Source organism: Longispora fulva, from assembly GCF_015751905.1.
Taxonomy (GTDB): Bacteria; Actinomycetota; Actinomycetes; order Mycobacteriales; family Micromonosporaceae; genus Longispora; species Longispora fulva.
This window is the reverse complement of sequence record NZ_JADOUF010000001.1, coordinates 6693669-6710380: the sequence shown is the minus strand read 5'-3', so window position 1 is coordinate 6710380 and position 16712 is coordinate 6693669. Positions and strand designations below refer to the sequence as shown.

The 16712-nt window shown below is 68.7% G+C and carries 14 protein-coding genes and 1 pseudogene; all 15 read right to left on the bottom strand.

Features of this window, described 5'->3' with window-relative positions; translation table 11 throughout:
* Positions 1–16: 16 nt before the first annotated feature.
* Positions 17–1528, bottom strand: a complete 1512-nt coding sequence (gene nuoN, locus IW245_RS30695) for an NADH-quinone oxidoreductase subunit NuoN (RefSeq protein ID WP_231400459.1) — start codon at positions 1526–1528, stop codon at positions 17–19.
* A gap of 41 nt (positions 1529–1569) precedes the next feature.
* Positions 1570–3105, bottom strand: a complete 1536-nt coding sequence (locus IW245_RS30690) for an NADH-quinone oxidoreductase subunit M (RefSeq protein WP_197006608.1) — start codon at positions 3103–3105, stop codon at positions 1570–1572.
* Entirely contained in the window at positions 3102–4979 is a 1878-nt protein-coding gene (gene nuoL / locus IW245_RS30685) for an NADH-quinone oxidoreductase subunit L (protein WP_197008768.1), read from the bottom strand. Before nuoL ends, IW245_RS30690 begins: the two co-directional genes overlap by 4 nt.
* A gap of 45 nt (positions 4980–5024) precedes the next feature.
* Complete coding sequence (gene nuoK / locus IW245_RS30680) at positions 5025–5333, bottom strand: NADH-quinone oxidoreductase subunit NuoK (protein ID WP_197006607.1); 309 nt, start codon at positions 5331–5333, stop codon at positions 5025–5027.
* The gene (locus IW245_RS30675; RefSeq protein WP_197006606.1) at positions 5333–6097 is read right to left on the bottom strand and encodes an NADH-quinone oxidoreductase subunit J; all 765 of its coding nucleotides are present in this window, start codon (positions 6095–6097) and stop codon (positions 5333–5335) included. The genes nuoK and IW245_RS30675 overlap by 1 nt, the downstream gene beginning before the upstream one ends.
* Positions 6094–6639: an NADH-quinone oxidoreductase subunit NuoI gene (gene nuoI / locus IW245_RS30670; protein WP_197006605.1), complete on the bottom strand. Its 546-nt coding sequence runs from the start codon at positions 6637–6639 to the stop codon at positions 6094–6096. The genes IW245_RS30675 and nuoI overlap by 4 nt, the downstream gene beginning before the upstream one ends.
* 2 nt (positions 6640–6641) lie before the next feature.
* Positions 6642–7967: an NADH-quinone oxidoreductase subunit NuoH gene (gene nuoH / locus IW245_RS30665; protein WP_197006604.1), complete on the bottom strand. Its 1326-nt coding sequence runs from the start codon at positions 7965–7967 to the stop codon at positions 6642–6644.
* Complete coding sequence (locus tag IW245_RS30660) at positions 7964–10348, bottom strand: NADH-quinone oxidoreductase subunit G (protein ID WP_197006603.1); 2385 nt, start codon at positions 10346–10348, stop codon at positions 7964–7966. Before IW245_RS30660 ends, nuoH begins: the two co-directional genes overlap by 4 nt.
* Positions 10348–11649, bottom strand: a complete 1302-nt coding sequence (nuoF, locus tag IW245_RS30655; protein WP_197006602.1) for an NADH-quinone oxidoreductase subunit NuoF — start codon at positions 11647–11649, stop codon at positions 10348–10350. The genes IW245_RS30660 and nuoF overlap by 1 nt, the downstream gene beginning before the upstream one ends.
* An 11-nt stretch (positions 11650–11660) precedes the next feature.
* A pseudogene (gene nuoE / locus IW245_RS30650) lies at positions 11661–12338 on the bottom strand (NADH-quinone oxidoreductase subunit NuoE); the annotation flags it as partial.
* Positions 12338–13654 carry an NADH-quinone oxidoreductase subunit D gene (locus IW245_RS30645; RefSeq protein ID WP_197006600.1) on the bottom strand — a complete coding sequence of 439 codons (1317 nt, stop codon included), beginning with the start codon at positions 13652–13654 and terminating at the stop codon, positions 12338–12340. The gene IW245_RS30645 and the pseudogene nuoE, both read right to left, overlap by 1 nt.
* Complete coding sequence (locus tag IW245_RS30640) at positions 13651–14394, bottom strand: NADH-quinone oxidoreductase subunit C (RefSeq protein WP_197006599.1); 744 nt, start codon at positions 14392–14394, stop codon at positions 13651–13653. Before IW245_RS30640 ends, IW245_RS30645 begins: the two co-directional genes overlap by 4 nt.
* Positions 14316–14960 (bottom strand): NuoB/complex I 20 kDa subunit family protein, encoded by a 645-nt coding sequence (locus IW245_RS30635; protein ID WP_197006598.1) that lies wholly within the window; start codon positions 14958–14960, stop codon positions 14316–14318. Before IW245_RS30635 ends, IW245_RS30640 begins: the two co-directional genes overlap by 79 nt.
* Position 14961: 1 nt before the next feature.
* Complete coding sequence (locus IW245_RS30630; RefSeq protein ID WP_197006597.1) at positions 14962–15327, bottom strand: NADH-quinone oxidoreductase subunit A; 366 nt, start codon at positions 15325–15327, stop codon at positions 14962–14964.
* A 61-nt stretch (positions 15328–15388) separates the two neighbouring features.
* Positions 15389–16669: a geranylgeranyl reductase family protein gene (locus IW245_RS30625; protein WP_233472781.1), complete on the bottom strand. Its 1281-nt coding sequence runs from the start codon at positions 16667–16669 to the stop codon at positions 15389–15391.
* Between the last annotated feature and the right edge of the window lie 43 nt (positions 16670–16712).

Genomic DNA, 16712 nt, shown 5'->3' with positions numbered 1-16712 from the left:
ATGCCATACGACTGATCTATCTCAGGAACGTACCCGCGTTGATGGCGAGCTGGAGAGCCGCCTGCGGGACCACGCCGAGTACGAGGGTCAGGATCACACCGAACGCGACGGCGATCGAGGTGAACATGCCCGGAATGGATACGGTCGGGGTGTCCTCGCCCGCTTCGGACAGCCACATGAGCACGACGACCCGCAGGTACGGGAACGCGAGGATCATGCTGCTGACCACGCCGACGATCACCAGCCAGGTCATGTTCCCGCCGACGGCCGCCGCGAAGACCCCGAACTTGGCGGTGAAACCGCTGGTCAGGGGGATACCGGCGAACGCGAGCATCAGGAACGTGAACACCGCGGCGACCAGCGGCGAGCGCCGGCCCAGCCCGGCCCACCGGGACAGGTGGGTGGCCTCGCCGTCGGCGTCGCGGACCAGGGTGATGATCCCGAACGCGGCGAGCACGGTGAAGCCGTAGGCGACCAGGTAGAACATCGTGTACCGCAGGCCGTCCGAGTTCATCGCCAGCGCGCCGGTCAGCAGGTAACCGGCGTTGGCGATCGAGGAGTAGGCCAGCAGGCGCTTGATGTCCGTCTGGGTGACCGCGAGCACCGCACCGATGATCATGGTGAGGGCCGCGACCGCGCCGAGGACGGGCCGGAAGTCCCAGCTCGACCGCTCGAACGCCACGTACAGCACCCGGATCAGGCCACCGAACGCCGCGACCTTGGTGCACGCGGCCATGAAGGCGGTGACCGGGGTCGGGGCGCCCTGGTAGACGTCCGGGGTCCACACGTGGAACGGGACAGCCGCGATCTTGAACAGCAGCCCGATGGCCAGCATCGCCAGGCCGATCACCAGCAGCGTCTTGCTCCGCTCCGAGGTGACCACCGCCTGGTGGATGCTCGCGAAGTCGATCCGGCCGGCGAAACCGTAGATCATGGCGACGCCGTACAGGAAGAACGCCGAGGCGAAGGCGCCCAGCAGGAAGTACTTGAGCGACGCCTCCTGGCTGAGCAGCCGGCGACGGCGGGCCAGAGCGCAGAGCAGGTACAGCGGCAGCGAGAACACCTCGAGCGCCACGAACATGGTCAGCAGGTCGTTGGCGGCACAGAACAGCAGCATGCCGGCCAGGGCGAACAGCACCATGGCGTACACCTCGGTGGCGCCGCCGGTCTTGGCCTGCCGGCGGTCGGCCTGCGAGCCGGCCGTCACGGCGGCCTGGGCCACGAACGCGCCCCCGGTCTCCAGCCTGCGCTCGGAGATCAGCAGCACGGCGATGATGCCGAGCACGACGAGCGCGCCCTGCAGGAACAGCGCCGGGCCGTCGATCGCCACGGCCTTGCCCGCCGTGAGCGTGCCCTGCTGGATGACCCCGTCGTCGTCGGCGTACTTCGTCGCCAGCTTGACCAGGAAGCCCCCGGCCACGATCAGCGAGATCAGCGTCAGCGGAACCTGCACCCGGAAGCGCCAGTCGCGCGGCACTGCTGCCTCGACCAGGATGCTCGCGCACGCCGCCCCGAACAGGACCAGCATCGGCGCCAGCGCCAGGTAGTCGAGGTGCGGCAACTGGAACGTCACTTCTTTGCCTCCGTCGAGATCGGAGCCGGGTCGCTCTTCCCGAGATCCTGGATGAGCGTGGCCTTGACGGCCGGGTTGATCACGTCGATGACCGGCTTCGGGTAGAAGCCGAGCAGCAGGATCAACGCGATCAGCGGGGCGACGACGACGAGCTCGCGGACCTTGATGTCCTTGTTCATCGCCGGCACCTCCTTCAGGGCCGGGTTCAGGGTGCCCTGCATGGTCCGCTGGTACATCCACAGGACGTACCCGGCGGCCAGCACAATGCCGAGCGTGGCGATCACGGCGACGGTCTTGTAGACCGAGAACACGCCGATCAGCACCAGGAACTCGGACACGAACGGGCTGGTGCCCGGCAGGGCCAGCGAGGCCAGACCGGCGAGGAAGAACACCCCGGCGAGGATCGGCACCAACTTGCCCGCGCCGCCGAAGTCCTTGATCGACGCGCTGCCGCGCCGGGCGACCAGGAAGCCGACGACCAGGAACAGCAGGCCGGTCGCGAGACCGTGGTTGAGCATGTAGAGCACCGCGCCCGTACCCGACTGGGTGGTGAACGCGAAGATCCCGATGCCGATGAAACCGAAGTGCGCCACCGACGTGTACGCCACGAGGCGCTTCAGGTTGTCCTGGCCCACGGCGAGCAGCGCCGCGTAGATGATGCCGACAAGCGACAGCGCGATGGCCAGGGGCGCGAAGTACTTCGAGGCGTTCGGGAACAGCGACAGGCAGTACCGCAGGATGCCGAACGTGCCCACCTTGTCCATGACCGCGACGAGCAGCGCGGCGGCCGGGGCCGGGGCCGCGCCACCGGCGTCGGGCAGCCAGGTGTGGAACGGGAAGAACGGCGCCTTGATCGCGAACGCGATGAAGAACCCGAGGAACATCCAGCGCTCGGCCATCGTGTTGAAGTCGGCCTGCTGGAGGGTCTCCCAGTTGAACGTGTGCCCGCCGTACACCCACAGGCCGATCACGGCCGCGAGCATGAACAGGCCGCCGACCAGCGAGTAGAGGAAGAACTTCACGGCGGCGTACTGCCGACGCGGGGTCTCCCCGTACGAGCCGATCAGGAAGTACATCGGGACCAGCATGGCCTCGAAGAACACGTAGAACAGCAGGACGTCACTCGACGCGAACGCGCCGGTCATCAGGCCCTGCAGGGCGAGGAGGAGGGCGAAGTACGCCGGAACGCTCCGCTTGCCGTCCAGCTTCTCCACGGTCTTCCAGCTGGCCACGACGACCAGCGGGACGAGCACGCCGATCAGCGCGATCATGACCAGGGCGATGCCGTCCACGAAGAACGAGAAGTGGACGTCCCACTGCGGGATCCAGGCGTAGGACTCCTTGAGCTGGAACCGGGCCCCGTTGGCCTTGAAGGCGACCCAGAGGGCCACCGTCAGGCCGAGCGTCACCAGGGTCCAGACGAGCGCGAGCTTCTTGGCCAGCGCCCCCTGACTCCGGGGCAGGAACGCCAGCACCGCGGAGCCCACCAGGGGCAGCCCGACGAGCAGACTCAGGTACGGAAAGTTGCTCATCCGAGCGTCACCGCCATCAGCGCGGCTACCACGAGCAGCGCACCTCCCAGCATGGACAGGGCGTACGTGCGCACGAAACCGGTCTGCGTCCGGCGGAGTCGGCCGGAGCCGCCCCCGACCATGGCCGCGAGTCCGTTGACGAGGCCGTCGACGCCCTTGTTGTCGAAGTACACCAGCGCCCGGGTCAGGTACTTACCGGGAAGCTCGAACACCAACTCGTTGAACGTGTCGGCGTAGAGGTTGTTGCGTGCGGCGGTGACGACCGGACCGGCCGGCTCCTCCTCGAGGGCGGTGCCCTTGCGGAACAGCGCGTAGGCGAGGCCGCCGCCGAGAACCACCACCGCGAGGACCAGGGTCGTGACCACCCAGGCGGGCATCTTCTCGACCTCGTGGACCTCTTCCCCGCCGAGGACCGGCTTCAGCCAGTCGACGACCGAGGTCGACATGAGCCAACCCGCGGCGACCGAGCCGACCGCCAGCAGGATCAGCGGGATCGTCATCACGGCCGGCGACTCGTGCGGGTGCTGCCCGTCGGTCCAGCGCTTCGGACCGTGGAACGTGAGCACGAACAGCCGGGTCATGTAGAACGCCGTCAGACCCGCGCCCAGCAGGGCCGCGCCGCCGAACAGCCAGCCCGTCCAGCCGGGGCGGTTGAACGCCGACTCGATGATCGGGTCCTTGGAGAAGAAGCCCGACAGCGGCGGGATGCCGATGATCGCCAGGTAGCCGAGCCCGAAGGTGGCCCAGGTGATCTTCATGTACTTCCACAGCCCGCCGAACCGGCGGATGTCCACCTGGTCCTGCATGCCGTGCATGACCGAGCCGGCCCCGAGGAACATGCCGGCCTTGAAGAAGCCGTGGGCGAGCAGGTGGATGATGGCCAGCGCGTACGCGGCTCCGCCCAGCCCGACGCCCAGGAACATGTAGCCGATCTGGGAGACGGTCGAGTACGCGAGCACCCGCTTGATGTCGTCCTTCGCGCAGCCGATCACGCACCCGATCAGCAGGGTCAGGGCCCCGACGCTCACCACGACCGTCTGCAGCGTCGCGTTCGCGCTGAACACGGCGTTGGAGCGGGCGATCAGGTAGACGCCGGCGGTGACCATCGTCGCCGCGTGGATGAGCGCCGACACCGGGGTCGGGCCCTCCATCGCGTCGGGCAACCACGCCTGCAGCGGGAACTGGCCGGACTTGCCGCACGCCCCGATCAGCAGCAGCAGGCCCATCATCAGGACCACGGTCTTCGACAGCCCGGTGACGCCGTTGAAGACGCCCTCGTAGTTGACGGTGCCGAGCTGCTGGAACATCAGGAACAGCGCGATCGCGAACCCGGCGTCACCCACCCGGTTCATCAGGAAGGCCTTCTTGCCGGCCGTCGCCGCGCTGGGCTTGTCGAAGAAGAACGAGATCAGCAGGTACGAGGCGAGACCGACGCCCTCCCAGCCGAAGTACAGCATCACGTAGTTGTTGCCGAGCACCAGCAGCAGCATCGCGGCCACGAACAGGTTGAAGAAGGCGAAGAACCGCCGACGTCCCGGGTCGTGGGCCATGTAGCCCGTCGCGTACAGGTGGATCAGCGAACCCACACCCGTGATCAGCAGCACGAAGACGGCCGCCAGCGGGTCGAAGAGCAGCCCGAAGTCGATCTTCAGCCCGCCGACCGGGATGAACTCGAAGAGTTTCACCTGGGCCGAGCGGGCTCCCTCGTCCAGCCCCTTGAGCTGGAAGAAGAAGATCACCCCGAGAACGAAGGAAGCCGCGACGCTCGCGACGCCCAGCCAGTGACCCCACTTGTCGGCACGCTTGCCGAGCAGGAAGAGCACAGCCGAGCTGACGAGCGGGATCGCGACGAGCAGCCAGATGTTGGTCAACATCCCGGTCGCGTCGGCGAAGTGCACAGTCTTTTCCACCGGTACCTCTTAGTACTTCAGCAGGTTGGCGTCGTCGACCGAGGCCGAGCGGCGGGTCCGGAAGATAGACATGATGATCGCCAGGCCGATGACGACCTCGGCGGCGGCCACGACCATCACGAAGAACGCGATGATCTGCCCGTCCAGGTTGCCGTTCATCCGGCTGAACGTGACCAGGGCGAGGTTCGCGGCGTTCAGCATCAGCTCGACGCACATGAACACCACGATCGCGTTCCGGCGGATGAGGACGCCCACCGCGCCGATCGTGAAGAGCAGTGCGGAGAGCCCGATGTACGCGCTCGGGTCGATGTTCTCCATTACTTCTCCGTCCCCTTCGGCTGGGCCTCGGCCGCGGTGAGCTCCCGGGTCGGCACGAGCGCTGTCAGGCTCCGGCCGGCCACCGTGCCGTCGGGCAGCAGCCCGGGGGCGGCGACGGAGTTCGTCGCGGCGAACACGCCCGGGCCCGGCTTGGGGGCCGGGTAGTTGCCGGGCGCGAACCGGGCGTGCATCAGGTCGCGCTGGGTGACCTTCTCGGCCTTGGTCTTCTCGACGTGGGCCAGCAGCATCGCGCCGACCGCCGCGGTGATCAGCAGGGCGCTGGAGACCTCGAACGCGAAGACGTACGAGGTGAACAGCACCTTCGCGATGCCCTGGGTGTTGCCGTCGGCGTTGGCCTGCGCCAGTCCGGTGGCCTTCGTGCTGCCGAGCCCGCGGACCAGACCGGTCACGAGCAGCCCGGCGAACCCGAGGCCCAACAGCAGGGCCGCGGTGCGCTGGCCGCGCAGGGTCTCGATCAGCGAGTCCGAGGAGTCCCGGCCGATCAGCATCAGCACGAACAGGAACAGCATCATGATCGCGCCGGTGTAGACGATGATCTGCACCATGCCGATGAACGGGCCGGCCTGGATGATGTAGAAGACACCCAGGGTGAGCATCGTGCAGACCAGGAACAGGGCCGAGTGCACGGCGTTCTTCGCCAGCACCATGCCGATGCCACCCGCGACCGCCACCAGGGCGAGGATGCCCCAGACGATCCAGGCGCCCGCCGAAGCCGCCGGCAGCGTCTCTACCGCCGTGTTCATGCCACACCCCCGGGCTTGACCCGCTCCGCCCCGGCACTGGTGCCGGGGTTGGTCAGCGCGCCCACGTAGTAGTCCTTCTCCGACTCGCCGAGCCGCATCGGGTGCGGCGGCTGCTCCATGCCCGGCAGCAGCGGCGCGAGGAGCTGCTCCTTCGTGAAGATCAGGTCCTTGCGGGAGTCGCTGGCCAGCTCGTACTCGTTGCTCATCGTCAACGAACGCGTCGGGCAGGCCTCGATGCACAGCCCGCAGAAGATGCAGCGGGCGTAGTTGATCTGGTACACGCCGGCGTAGCGCTCACCGGGCGAGTAGCGCTCGCCGTCGGAGTTGTCCGCGCCCTCGACGTAGATCGCGTCGGCCGGGCACGCCCACGCGCACAGCTCGCAGCCGACGCACTTCTCCAGCCCGTCCGGGTGACGGTTGAGGATGTGGCGGCCGTGGTAGCGCGGCGCGGTCGGCTTGCGGTACTCCGGGTACTCCTCGGTCACGACCTTCTTGAACATGTGCGCGAAGGTGACGCCGAAGCCCTTGACAGACTCGAACACCGTTACTCTCCCTGCTCGCCGCTGGCGGCGGCATGTTCGACGGCCACGCGCTTGAGCCGGGGGCTCGGCGGGACCACGAGATCCATCGGCGGCATCGGGAAGCTGCCGGCTGGGCGCTTCTCGTCGGCCGCCCGGGCCGGCGCCGTCGGCTGCTTCTTCGGCCAGAACAGGATGATCACCGCGAACAGCACGGCGAATCCGGTCCAGATCGCGATCTGCACCGAACGGTCGGCCTTCGGGGCCACCCGCACGCCGGCGACCAGGAGGATCCAGACCAGGTTGACCGGGACCAGGACCTTCCAGCCGAAGCGCATGAACTGGTCGTACCGCAGGCGCGGCAGCGTGCCCCGCAGCCAGACGAAGACGAACAGCAGGATCAGCACCTTGACCGTGAACCAGATCATCGGGTACCAGCCGCTGTTCGCGCCCGCCCAGAACGACGTGATCGGGGCCGGGGCCCGCCAACCGCCGAGGAACAACGTCGTGCACAGGCCCGACACGGTCACCATGTTGATGTACTCGGCGAGGAAGAACAGCGCGAACTTCAGCGAGCTGTACTCCGTGTGGAACCCACCGACCAGCTCCGACTCCGCCTCGGGCAGGTCGAACGGCGCCCGGTTGGTCTCGCCGACCGCCGAGATGAAGTAGATCAGGAAGCTCGGCAGCAGCAGGATCGCGTACCAGCCGGGCAGGGTGACGTCCTGGCCGAAGAGGTGCTGCTGGCGGCCGTCGGCCTGCGCGGCCACGATCTCGCTCGTCGACATCGAGCCGGCGGTCATGAAGACGGCCACGATGGACAGCCCCATCGCGACCTCGTAGGAGATCATCTGCGCGGCGGACCGCAGACCACCCAGCAGCGGGTACGTCGAGCCGGAGGCCCAACCGCCCAGCACGATCCCGTAGATGCCCAGACCGGAGCACGCGAGCACGAGCAGCACCGCGACCGGGAGGTCGGTGAGCTGCAGTGCCGTCCTGTGACCGAACATGCTCACGTTCGGGCCGAGCGGGATGATCGCGAAGGCGGTGAAGGCGCACACCGTCGAGATGACCGGGGCGATGAAGAACACCGCCTTGTCGGCCAGCTTCGGCATGATGTCTTCCTTGAACGCCAGCTTGAGGCCGTCCGCGAGGGACTGCAACAAGCCGACCGGACCGACCCGGTTGGGGCCGGGCCGGTGCTGCATCCGGCCGACGACCTTGCGCTCGTACCAGATCGTGAAGAGCGTCATCACGACCAGGAAGGCGAAGATGCCGACGACCTTGATCAGGATGATCCACCACACGTCGTGGCCGAACTGATCGAGCGTCGGACTGTCAGCGAGGCTCACTGCACCCCTCCAGCACTGATGTTGACCACGTCACCGGCGACGGTGCCCAGCGTGCGGTGCACCGTCGAGCCGGGCGAGTTCGTCGGCACCCAGACCACGTGGTCCGGCATGTGCGTGACCTGCAGCGGCAGCGTGATCGCTCCGGTGCCCGTACCCACGGTCACCGACTCGGTCGCCCCGATGGCGTCCGCGGTGGCCTGCGAGAGCCGGACGACGGGCGTGCGCGCCGTACCGCCGAGGTGGTCGTCGCCGTCGGTCATCGAGCCCAGGTCGATCAGCATCCGCCAGCTGGCGAGCACCGCCTGGCCGCGTCCCGGGGACAACGGCTCCTCCGGGCGGACCCGGGGGGCCGACGGGCGGGTCGTGACGGCCGGCAGCTGACCCAGCTCCTTGCGCAGCGCGGCCACCTCCCCGCCCAGGGTCACGCCCAGCTCGGCGGCGATCGCGGACAACACCCGCGCGTCGGGCATCGTGCCGGGGCTCAGGACCTGGTCGAACGTGCGGACCCGGCCCTCCCAGTTCAGGAAGGAGCCGGCCTTCTCGACGGTCGCCGCGACAGGGAAGACCACGTCGGCCCGGCGGGCCACCGCGCTCATCCGCAGTTCGAGGGAGATCAGGAACCCGACGCCGTCCAGCGCGGCCTCCGCGGCCCGGACGTCGGCCAGGTCGTGCGGGTCGACACCCGCGACGACCAGCGCCTCGACGTCCCCGGACGCGGCGGCGGCGAGGATGCCCGCCGTGTCGCGGCCCGGGGTGGACGGCAGGGAGTCGACGCCCCACCGCTCGGCCAGCTGGGCGCGGGCGGACAGGTCGTCCACGACGCGGCCACCCGGGAGCAGGTTCGGCAGGCAACCGGCGTCGATCGCGCCCCGGTCACCGGCCCGGCGCGGCACCCACGCGAGCTTCGCCCCGGTGGCCTCAGCCAGGGCGACCGCGGCGCTGAGCGCGCCCGGCACCGTGGCGAGGCGCTCGCCGACCAGCAGGATCGCGCCCGGCTCGTTGAGCGCGAGCCGCGCGGCCTCGACCGCCGGGGTGGCCCCGTCGATCGGCACGTCGCCGATCAGGGCGTCGAGGACCTCGGCCTCGGTGCCCGGGGCCGCCGGGATCAGCGTGCCGTTGGTCTTCGTGACCGACCCGGTCGCGAACGGCTGGACGGAGAACACCTTCACGCCGTTCTTCACCGACGACTTGCGCAGGCGCAGGAACAGGATCGGGCACTCCTCCTCCGGCTCCAGGCCTGCGAGGACGACCGCCGGGGCGGCCTCGATGTCCAGGTAGCTCGCGGAACCCTCCGCCGCGACCGCCGCGGCCAGGAACTCGGCCTCCTCGGTCGAGTGCGGGCGGGCCCGGAAGTCGATGTCGTTGGTGCCGAGGGCGACCCGGGCGAACTTCGCGTACGCGTAGGCGTCCTCGACGGTCAGCCGGCCACCGGTGAGCACGCCGGCCTTCTTGCCGCGAAGGCCCTCCGCCGCGTACCGCAGCGCCTCGGACCACGAGGCCTTGCGGAACTGGCCGGTCTCCTTGTCGCGGATCAGCGGGTCGGTCAGCCGGTCGAAGGCGTTGACGTACTGGAAGCCCCAGCGCCCCTTGTCGCAGCTCCACTCCTCGTTGACCTGCGTGTCGTCCCCGGCGAGGCGGCGCATGACCTTGCCCCGCCGCGAGTCGGTGCGCAGGTCGCAGCCGGCGGCGCAGTGCTCGCAGGCGCTCGGCGTGGAGACCAGGTCGAACGGTCGGGCCCGGAACCGGTACTGCGCACCGGTCAGCGCGCCCACCGGGCAGATCTGCACCGTGTTGCCGGAGAAGTAGGAGTTGAACGGCTCGCCCTCGGCGACGCCGATCTGCTCGGACGCCCCGCGCTCCATCAGGTCGATGAACGGGTCGCCGGCGATCTCCTCGGAGAACCGGGTGCAGCGCTGGCAGAGGATGCAGCGCTCGCGGTCCAGCAGCACCTGGGACGAGATCGGCAGCGGCTTGCGGAACTCCCGCTTGACCTCGTGGAACCGGGCTTCGGGCGCGCCGGCCGTCATCGCCTGGTTCTGCAGGGGGCACTCGCCGCCCTTGTCGCAGACCGGGCAGTCCAGCGGGTGGTTCAGGAGCAGGAACTCCATGATCCCGGCCTGGGCCTTCTCGGCGACCTGCGAGGTGTGCTGGGTCTTGACGACCATGCCGTCGGCGCAGGTCTGGGTGCACGAGGCGACCGGCTTGCGCTGGCCCTCCACGTCGACCAGACACTGCCGACAGGCACCGGCCGGCTCGAGCAGCGGGTGGTCGCAGAACCGGGGGATGTCGATGCCCAACTGCTCGGCGGCCCGGATGACCAGCGTGCCCTTGGGGACGCTGACCTCGATCCCGTCGATCGTCAGGGTGACCTTGTCCGTCATCAGTGCGCCCCCACCAGCTCGGGCTTCAGCATCGGGGCCTTGCGACCCTCGATGTAGTCGAGGTAGTCCTGCTCGAACCACTTGATCGAGGACGTGACCGAGCTGGTCGCGCCGTCGCCCAGGCCGCAGAACGACCGGCCCAGCAGGTTGTCACACGCGTCGAGCAGGGTGTCGAGGTCCTTCTTGACGCCCTGACCGGCCAGAATGCGGTGCAGGATCTGGATCATCCAGTAGTTGCCCTCGCGGCACGGGGTGCACTTGCCGCACGACTCGTGGGCGTAGAACTTGATCCACCGGTACGTCGCGTACACCGGGCAGTCCTGCTGGCTGAACAACTGGGTGGCCGTGGTGCCGAGCATCGAGCCCTGCGCGCCCACGCCCTCGAAGTCCAGCGGCATGTCCAGGTGCTCGGCGGTGAGCAGCGGCGTCGAGGACCCGCCCGGGGTCCAGAACCGCAGCTCGTGGCCGTCCTGCATGCCACCGGCCAGCTCGATCAGCTCGCGGAGGGTGATGCCCATCCCGCACTCGTACTGGCCCGGGTTCTTGATCCGGCCCGACAGCGAGTAGATCATCGGGCCGGAGGACTTCTCCGTGCCCATCGACTTCCACCAGTCCGCGCCGCCCAGCACGATGTAGGGCACGCTGGCGATGGTGCCGACGTTGTTGATGACCGTGGGCTTCGAGTAGAGGCCGTGGGTCGCCGGGAACGGCGGGCGCAGCCGGGGCTGGCCACGGAAGCCCTCGAGCGAGTCGAGCAGCGCCGTCTCCTCGCCGCAGATGTACGCGCCGGCACCCGAGTGGATCACCAGGTCCAGGTTGTACCCCGAGCCGAGGATGTTCCGCCCCAGGTAGCCCCGGGTGTACGCCTCCTGCACGGCGGCCCGCAGCCGGCGCGCGGCGTGCACGGCCTCGCCCCGGATGTAGATCGCGGCGAAGTTGGCCCGGATCGCGTACGAGGAGATGATCACGCCCTCGATGAGCGAGTGAGGGTCGTGCGACATGAGCGGCAGGTCCTTGCAGGTGCCCGGCTCGCCCTCGTCGGCGTTGACCACGAGGTAGTGCGGCTTGCCGTCACCCTGCGGGATGAAGCCCCACTTCATGCCGGTCGGGAAGCCCGCGCCGCCCCGGCCGCGCAGGCCGGAGTCCTTGACGAGCTGGATCAGGTCGTCGGGCTCGGCCTTGAGGGCCTTGCGCAGCGCGGCGTACCCGTCGAGCCGCTCGTAGGTGGCGAGCTTCCAGGCGTCCGGCGACAGCCAGCGCTTGGTCAGCACCGGGGTGAGCTTGTGGATCGGGCCGCTCATGCGCTTGCCTCCTTACGCGCGATCGGGGTGTTCGGGTCGAACCCGGGCACCGCGACGCCGTTGTCCGCCGCGAGCCTCGCGCCGGCCAGGGTGGGGTCGCCCGCCACGCCCTCGGCGACCGCGCCGGGCCGCTCGTCGGGGAAGCCGGCCAGCTGGAGCTGGATCTCGCGGAACGAGCAGAGCCGCGGCGCCCGCGAGGGGACCGGGGTCTCGCCGTTCTGGAGCTGCTTGACGATCTCCAGGGCGTCGGCGGCCTGGGTACCGTCGAAGAAGTCGTAGTTGACCGTCATCACCGGCGCGTAGTCGCAGGCGGCCAGGCACTCGGCGTGCTCCAGGGTGATCTTGCCGTCGGAGGTGGTCTCCTCGTGCCCGACACCCAGGTACTCGCTCAGCGCCTCGTAGGCCTTCTGGCCACCCATCCGGTCGCACATGGTGTTCGTGCACACGCTGACCAGCCAGTCGCCCGTGGGCTTGCGCTTGTACATCGTGTAGAACGTCGCCACGGCGTTGACCTGCGCCTTGGTGATGCCGAGCTGGTCGGCGCAGAAGCCGATCCCCTCAGGCGTGATGTAGCCGTCCTCGGCCTGCACCAGGTGCAGCAGTGGCAGGAGAGCCGACCGGGAGTGCCCCTCCGGGTACCGGGCGATGATCTCCTTCGCCCGGACGAAGGTCTCTTCGGAGAAAGCCATTAGCGGTCACACCCACCCATCACGGGGTCCAAGCTGGCCCCGCCTGCGATTACGTCTGCCAGCAGTCCGCCCTCGGCCATGGCCGGGATCGCCTGCAGGTTGATGAAGCTCGGCTCCCGGAAGTGCACCCGGTACGGCCGGGTCCCACCGCTGGACACCGCGTGCACCCCGAGCGTGCCGCGCGGGGCCTCGATCTCGGTGAACACCTGCCCGGCGGGGACCCGGAAGCCCTCGGTGACGAGCTTGAAGTGGTGGATCAGGGACTCCATCGACTGGCCCATGATCTTCGCGACGTGCTCCAGGGAGTTGCCCAGGCCGTCGCTGCCCATCGCGAGCTGCGCCGGCCAGGCGATCTTGCGGTCCGCGACCATGATCGGGCCGGGCTCCAGGCGGTCGAGCGCCTGCTGAATGATCTTCAGCGACTCGCGCATCTCGGCCAGCCGGACCTGGTACCGGGCCCAGACGTCGCCGTCCGGGTGGGTCGGGACCTCGAAGTCGTAGGTCTCGTAGCCGCTGTAGGGCATCGTCTTGCGCAGGTCCCACGCGAGGCCGGCGCTGCGGAGCACCGGGCCGGTGATGCCCAGCGCGACACAGCCGGCCGCGTCGAGGTAGGCCACGCCCTGGGTGCGGGACTGCCAGATCGGGCTGCCCGAGAGCAGGTCCTCGTACATGTTGATCCGGTCGGGCATCCAGCCGAGGAACTCTTTGATCTTGACGATCGCCTCGTCCGGCACGTCCTGGGCGACCCCGCCCGGCCGCACGTACGCCATGTTCATCCGCAGGCCGGAGCACATCTCGAAGATGTCCAGGATGTACTCGCGCTCGCGGAACCCGTAGATCATCATGGACAGCGCGCCGAGCTCCATGCCCGTCGTCGCCAGCCACACCAGGTGCGAGGAGATCCGGTTGAGCTCCATCATCAGGATCCGGATCACGTTCACCCGGTCGGGGATCTGCTCCTCGATGCCCAGCAGCTTCTCCACGGCCAGGCAGTAGCCCGTCTCGTTGAAGATCGGGGCCAGGTAGTCCATCCGGGTGACGAACGTGGTGCCCTGGGTCCACGTCCGGTACTCGAGGTTCTTCTCGATCCCGGTGTGCAGGTAGCCCACGACCGTGCGCGCGTCGGTGACCGTCTCGCCCTCGAGTTCGAGGACGAGGCGGAGCACGCCGTGCGTCGACGGGTGCTGCGGGCCCATGTTGACGACGATCTTCTCGTCGTGGATCGGGTCGTCGCCGCCGAGGACGGCGTCCCAGTCGCCACCGGTGACGGTGAAGACGCGTCCCTCAGTGGTCTCTCTAGCGTCTGCGTAGGTCACTTGTACGCCCTCCGCTGGTCCGGCGGGGGAATCTCCGCGCCCTTGTACTCGACCGGCACGCCGCCGAGCGGGTAGTCCTTGCGCTGGGGGTGGCCCTCCCAGTCGTCCGGCATCAGGATCCGGGTCAGGCCCGGGTGCCCCTCGAAGTCGATGCCGAACATGTCGAACGTCTCCCGCTCCTGCCAGTCGGCGGTCGGGTAGATCGACGTGACGCTCGGCAGCTTCGGGTTCTCGGCCGTCACGGCGGCTTCGAGCCGGATCCGGCGCCGGTACGTCATCGACGTCAGGTGGTAGACGACGTGCAGTCGGCGCGGGTCGTCGGCGGCGTCGAGGTAGTCCACCCCGGAGACCGAGGAGCACATCTCGTAGCGCAGCGCGGCGTCGTCGCGAAGGATGCGAGCGACGTCGAGGATCCGATCAGCCTTCACGTGCAGGGTCAGCTCGCCCCGGTCCACGACGACCATCTCGATCGCGTCGTGGAACTCCGGGAAGGCTTCCTCGAGCGCGTCGGTGACCTCGTCGAAGTACCCGCCGTAGGGCTTCTCGCTGGCGACCGTGACCGGCCGGCGGCGGACGAGGCCGCCGTAGCCGGAGACGTCACCGGTGCCGGTGACCCCGAAGGATCCCTTGGCGACGCCGTTGGAACCAAGCTCTGCGGTGGTCACAGCCCGGCCCTCTCCTTCATCCAGTTCTCGATGCGGAGCTGCTCCTCGCGGCCCTCGGCCACGGCCTCGGTCCACTGCTTCTTCTTGGCCTTGTTGAACCGGTAGCTCGACGGCATCGAGCCGACCTTGACGATCGGGGCCGGCTGCGCGGCGAGGATCTCGCGGCGCTTCTCGCCGAGCGGCTCGTGCATGACCTTCTCGTGCAGCTTGAGGATCGCGTCCATCAGCATCTCGGGGCGCGGGGGGCAGCCCGGCAGGTACATGTCGACCGGCACGATGTGGTCGACGCCCTGCACGATGGCGTAGTTGTTGAACATGCCGCCGCTCGACGCGCAGACGCCCATGGAGAGCACCCAGCGGGGCTCCGGCATCTGGTCGTAGATCTGGCGAAGGACCGGGGCCATCTTCTGGCTCACCCGGCCCGCGACGATCATCAGGTCCGCCTGGCGGGGGCTGGCCCGGAAGACCTCCATGCCGAACCGGCCGAGGTCGTACCGGGCGCCGCCCGACGCCATCATCTCGATGGCGCAACAGGCGAGCCCGAACGTCGCCGGCCAGAAGCTCGACTTGCGGGTCCAGTTGACCAGCTTCTCGACCGAGGTCAGCAGAACCCCGGCCGGCAGCTTCTCTTCGATGCCCATGTCAGTCCCAATCCAGCCCGCCGCGACGCCACACGTAGGCGTACGCGACGAAGACCGTGCCGATGAACAGAACCATCTCGACGAACCCGAAGAGGCCGAGCGCGTTGAAGGACACGGCCCACGGGTACAGGAAGATGATCTCGATGTCGAAGACGATGAACAGCATCGCGGTCAGGTAGAACTTGACCGGGAACTTGCCACCGCCGGCACCCTGCGGGGTGGGTTCGATGCCGCACTCGTAGGCGTCGAGCTTCGCGCGGTTGTACCGGCGTGGGCCGGTCATCGGCGCAGACGCGACGGAGAAGAGCGCGAAACCGAACGCGAGGGCGATCAACCCCACGATGGGTATGTATGGGGAGAGCGACATACGCTATCCGCCTTCCTCTCCGTCCAGAAACCTAATAACCCTAATGTGTACGTTTCACCCGCTAGACAGCGGGGGCGATCCTGGTCAGGCCGTTGATGATCTTGTCCATGGCGTCGCCACCACGCGGGTCGGTCAGGTTGGCCAGCAGCTTCAGGACGAACTTCATCAGCGTCGGGTGCGGCATGCCGTGCCGCGTCGCGAGCTTCATGACCTGCGGGTTGCCGATCAACTTCACGAACATGCCGCCGAGGCGGTAGTAACCGCCGTAGCGGAGCTTGAGTTCCTGCGGGTACAGCCGCAGGGCCCGCTCGCGCTCCGGGGTGGTCCCCCTGGCCAGCGCCTGGATGGCGATCTCGGCGGCCAGCGCGCCGGACTCCATCGCGTACGCGATCCCCTCGCCGTTGAAGGGATTGACCATGCCGCCCGAGTCGCCCACGAGCATCACGCCCCGGGTGTAGTGCGGCACCCGGTTGAAGCCCATCGGCAGCGCCGCGCCGAGGATCTTGCCGTCGGCGTTCTCCTCGCGCAGACCCCACTCCTCGGGAGTGTTGTCCAGCCAGTCGGTGAGCATCTGCCGGTAGTCCGTCTTGCCGAACGCCGAACTGCTGTTCAGCACGCCCAGACCGACGTTGACCCGGCCGTCGCCCATCCCGAAGATCCAGCCGTAGCCGGGGAGCAGCTTGTCGCCGCCCTCCTTGCTGCGCAGCTCCAGCCAGGACTCGAGGTAGTCGTCGTCGTGCTTGGTCTCCGACTTGTAGTACCGCCGGACGGCCACCCCGATCGGGCGGTCCTCGCGCTTGGTGAGCCCCATCGACAGGGGGAAGCGGCCGGACACGCCGTCGGCGGCGATCACGATCGGCGCCCGGTACTCCACCGGCTCCTTGCCGGGGCCGGTCGCCTTGACGCCGATCACCCGGCCGGCCGCGTCAAGGATCGGGGCCTGCACGTTGGTGTTCGTGACCAGCTTCGCGCCGGCCGCGACCGCCCGCTTCGCCAGGATGTCGTCGAAGTCCATCCGGGTGCGGGTCAGGCCGTAGTTGGGGAAGCTCTCCAGGTCGGGCCAGTCGAGCTCGAGGCGCATGCCGCCGCCGATCACCCGCAGACCCTTGTTCTGCAGCCAGCCGGGGGCGGTGATGTCCACGCCCATCCGGATCAGCTGCTTGACCGCGCGCGGGGTCAGGCCGTCGCCGCAGACCTTCTCGCGGGGGAACTCGGTCTTCTCCAGGAGGAGCACGTTCGCGCCGTGGGCGGCCAGGTGGTGGGCCGCGGCCGAACCACCGGGGCCGGCTCCAACAACGATGACATCCGCCTCAGCGGAATCGCTGGCATGCGGCACTGTCACGACTCCGGCCTCTCCTGTGCTTGCTCCACGTGTCCTGGCTGGA

Bases quoted from the DNA above. Each gene is read 5' to 3' on its own strand.
- nuoN (WP_231400459.1), bottom strand. From the start codon at position 1,528: ATGCTGGTCCTGTTCGGGGCGGCGTGCGCGAGCATCCTGGTCGAGGCA.
- IW245_RS30690 (WP_197006608.1), bottom strand. From the start codon at position 3,105: ATGAGCAACTTTCCGTACCTGAGTCTGCTCGTCGGGCTGCCCCTGGTG.
- nuoL (WP_197008768.1), bottom strand. From the start codon at position 4,979: ATGTTGACCAACATCTGGCTGCTCGTCGCGATCCCGCTCGTCAGCTCG.
- nuoK (WP_197006607.1), bottom strand. From the start codon at position 5,333: ATGGAGAACATCGACCCGAGCGCGTACATCGGGCTCTCCGCACTGCTC.
- IW245_RS30675 (WP_197006606.1), bottom strand. From the start codon at position 6,097: ATGAACACGGCGGTAGAGACGCTGCCGGCGGCTTCGGCGGGCGCCTGG.
- IW245_RS30660 (WP_197006603.1), bottom strand. From the start codon at position 10,348: ATGACGGACAAGGTCACCCTGACGATCGACGGGATCGAGGTCAGCGTC.
- nuoF (WP_197006602.1), bottom strand. From the start codon at position 11,649: ATGAGCGGCCCGATCCACAAGCTCACCCCGGTGCTGACCAAGCGCTGG.
- IW245_RS30635 (WP_197006598.1), bottom strand. From the start codon at position 14,960: ATGGGCATCGAAGAGAAGCTGCCGGCCGGGGTTCTGCTGACCTCGGTC.
- IW245_RS30630 (WP_197006597.1), bottom strand. From the start codon at position 15,327: ATGTCGCTCTCCCCATACATACCCATCGTGGGGTTGATCGCCCTCGCG.